The sequence below is a fragment of the Micrococcus sp. HSID17227 genome, from assembly GCF_003989405.1.
Taxonomy (GTDB): Bacteria; Actinomycetota; Actinomycetes; order Actinomycetales; family Micrococcaceae; genus Micrococcus; species Micrococcus luteus.
The window spans coordinates 1-3,103 of record NZ_RBLN01000256.1 but is presented as its reverse complement, the minus strand read 5'-3'; the positions used below and the strand labels follow the sequence as shown (position 1 = coordinate 3,103).

The following is a 3,103-nucleotide window of genomic DNA, read 5'->3' as shown; positions in this document are numbered from 1 at the left end:
ACCGTCCTCCTCCCGTCGGAAGCCCCGTGACGGGCATGCTGACGCTCCTGCGGCATGGGGAGAGCACCGCGAACGAAGCCGGCACCTTCACCGGGCTCCTCGACGTCCCGCTCACGCACCGCGGCGATCTCGAGGGTCTCCGGTTGGACGGCCGGCAGGTCCTTGAGCGAGTGCACGGCCGCGTCCACGACGCCGTCGAGCACGGCGGCCCGCAGCGCCGAGGCGAACACGCCGGTGCCGCCCAGCGAGGCCAGCGAGCCGGTGGTGACGTCGCCCTCGGTGCGGATCACCACCAGCTCGTGGGCCAGGCCGGAGCGCTCCGTGAGCGTCTCGGCCACGTGGGTGGTCTGCGTGGTCGCCAGGGCGGAGCCCCGGGTGCCGATGCGCAGGGGGGTCACGGTCTCAGGCCTCCTCGGCGGGGGCCGCGGCGCCCGCCTCGTGCTCGGCCAGCCCGCGCACGGCGGCGTCGACAGCGGACGTCGTCGGCCGCGTCGAGCCGTCCCGCATCACCTTGACGCAGCAGTCCGGCCGGCACACGTCGTACCACGCCGGGAAGCAGCCGACCGCGGCGCGACCCTCGCGCCGGCCCAGCCGCTCCTCCACGATGTCCACGAGCCCGGCCACGAACCGCGGGTCGGTGCCCGGGGTGGGGCTGCGACGGAACCCCACGCCCAGCCCCTCGGCGGTCTCCTTGGCCTCGGTGTCGAGGTCCCAGACCACCTCCATGTGGTCCGAGACGAACCCCAGCGGCACGACGATGAAGCCCGCCACGGCACGCCCCTGCGCGTCCGTCTCGGCGCCCTCGCCCGCGAGGTGCTCCATCGCGTCGTTGATGTCCGGCTCCAGCCACGGCACCGAGGGCGGGCCGGAGCGCGACTGGTACACGAGCGACCACGGCACGTCCGCGGCCTCGGGCACGCCGGCGAGGATCTCGCGGGCCACGTCGAGGTGCTGCGCCGAGTACACGTCCGCACCCTCGTCGCCCGGCTCCGCCCCCGCCTGCGCGCGCAGGTCTGCGGCGAGGCCGCGCGGGCCGGCCGCGGCGGCGTCGGAGGTGGGGATCGAGTGGGTCGCGAAGAGCACGTGGATCCGCGCGTCGTCCCCCAGCTCCGCGCGCAGCGACGCCAGGTCCGCGCGCAGGCCGTCCCGGAACGGCTCGATGAAGCCGGGGTGGTTGAAGTACTGGCGCGTCTTGTCCAGGTCCACCTTCCCGGTCAGGCCGGTCTGCTCCAGGGCCATGCCCATGTCCTCGCGGTACTGGCGGCACGAGGAGTAGCAGGAGTACGCGGAGGTGGTGACCGTCAGGATGCGGCGGTGCCCGTCGGCGTGCATCCGCTCGAGGGTGTCCGGGAAGTAGGGCTCCCAGTTGCGGTTGCCCCAGTACACGGGCAGGTCCAGGCCGCGGGCGGCCAGCTCGGCCTCGATGGCCGCCTTCAGCGCGCGGTTCTGCGCGTTGATGGGGCTGACGCCGCCGTTGGCGCGGTAGTGGGTGGCGACCTCCTCGAGGCGCTCGTCCGGGATGCCGCGCCCGCGCGTGACGTTGCGCAGGAACGGGATCACGTCGTCCTGGCCCTCGGGCCCGCCGAAGGAGGCGAGCAGCAGGGCGTCGTAGTCCTTGGGGGCCATCACGCCGCACACGTCGTAGTCGACGCCGGCGGCGGCCTTCTCGGGCGTCCGGAGGGCCGGGGCGACGCCGGCGTCCGGGCCGGTGTGGACGGGCGCGTCGGCGCGGGGCTCGGGGGCGGCGGTCATCAGGCCAGCACCTCCGCGATCTCGGCGGTCTCCAGACGGCGTCCGGTGTAGAACGGCACCTCGCTGCGCACGTGCAGGCGGGTCTCGTTGTTGCGCAGGTGGCGCATCATGTCCACCAGGTCCGTCAGCTCGTCCGCCTCGAGGCCCAGCAGCCACTCCCAGTCGTTCAGGCCGAACGCGCTGGTGGTGTTCGCCCATACCTGCGGGAAGTCCTGGCCGAGCTGGCCGTGCTCGCGGAGCATGCGGGCCCGCTCCTTCGGGTCCAGCAGGTACCAATCGTACGAGCGCACGAACGGGTAGAAGCACAGCCACTTCAGGGCCTTGCGGCCCATGGCGAAGGCGGGGACGTGGTCCTTGTTGAACTCGGCCATGCGATCGGCGCCCATGGCCGAGAGCACCATCGTGGTGCCCTCGAGCAGACGGGTGCGGCGCAGCTCGCGGATGGCGGCCTGCAGGTCCTCGGGCACCTGGCCGTACATCCACACCATGACGTCGCCGGCCTCGCGCATGCCCGAGACGTCGTAGACGCCGCGCACGGTCACGCCGGTCTGGGCCACCCGCGCGACGGCCTCGTCGAACTCCTTGGCGGCCTTCTTCGCGTCACGGCCCTCCAGTCCCAGCCAGCCGGGCTCGCCCTGTGGGCGGGCGAACACGGTGTAGGTGGTGAACCAGTCCTTGCCGGCCTCGGCAGGGGTGGTGGTGCTGTCCTTGGTCATGGTCCTCTTCCTTGAGATCCGATTGCGTCAGGGGTGGTCTGGGGGCGAGGTCAGCCCGCGGGCGGCGCGTCGGCGCCGAGGGTGCGGTCCACGCCGGCGACGACGGCGGCCAGCCCGGTGCCGTGCACCCAGCTGCCCACGAGGTCGAGGCCGGGCACGTCCCGTGCCCAGTCGATCAGCGTGTCCGCCTTCGCGCGGTCGGGGCCGGCCTGCGGCGGGATGGAGCGGCGCCAGCGGGTGACGGTGCGGGCGACGACGTCCTCCTCCGCCAGCGGCACCCCGGTGAGAGTCGCCGTGTCCACGAGCGCCTGCGCGAGCAGCTCCTCGTCCGCGCTGCGGTGGCCCAGGGCCTCGGGCCCGCCGCCCTGGCGGCCGTAGGACAGGCGCAGCACGTGGCGGTGGGGATGGCGGGCGACACCGTCCTCCTGCGGACGCGCGACGACCTCGCGCAGCCACGCCCACTTGGCGGTGGCGTGGGTCAGGGCCTTGGCGGCCACGTCCGTCCCGGCGCCGACCAGCACTCCGGTGCCGCGTGGCGCGTCGTCCAGGCCCGCGGCCCCCACGACGGGAGTGGCCCGCGCGAAGCCCTCACCCGACGACGAGGGCGCCGGCCTGGAAGCCGAGGACGGGAGAGT

The 3,103-nt window shown here is 74.0% G+C and carries 2 protein-coding genes and 3 pseudogenes; 1 reads left to right on the top strand and 4 read right to left on the bottom strand.

All coding sequences use genetic code 11. From position 1 onward, the window contains the following. Window positions 1-35 precede the first annotated feature (35 nt). Window positions 36-89, top strand: a pseudogene (locus D8M29_RS14235) (hypothetical protein); the annotation flags it as partial. A gap of 18 nt (window positions 90-107) precedes the next feature. Here D8M29_RS14235 and D8M29_RS10405 read toward each other — a convergent pair. From D8M29_RS10405 to D8M29_RS10390, 4 genes and pseudogenes are all read right to left on the bottom strand, one after another. Further along, window positions 108-398 (bottom strand): annotated as a pseudogene (locus D8M29_RS10405) (hydroxymethylbilane synthase); the annotation flags it as partial. Between the two features lie 4 nt (window positions 399-402). Further along, on the bottom strand, window positions 403-1,752 hold the full coding sequence (locus D8M29_RS10400; RefSeq protein ID WP_049147270.1) for a ferrochelatase: 1,350 nt from the start codon (window positions 1,750-1,752) through the stop codon (window positions 403-405). Then, on the bottom strand, window positions 1,752-2,468 hold the full coding sequence (gene hemQ / locus D8M29_RS10395) for a hydrogen peroxide-dependent heme synthase (protein ID WP_036314319.1): 717 nt from the start codon (window positions 2,466-2,468) through the stop codon (window positions 1,752-1,754). The genes D8M29_RS10400 and hemQ overlap by 1 nt, the downstream gene beginning before the upstream one ends. Window positions 2,469-2,518: 50 nt before the next feature. Then, window positions 2,519-3,103: pseudogene (locus tag D8M29_RS10390) on the bottom strand (protoporphyrinogen oxidase); the annotation flags it as partial.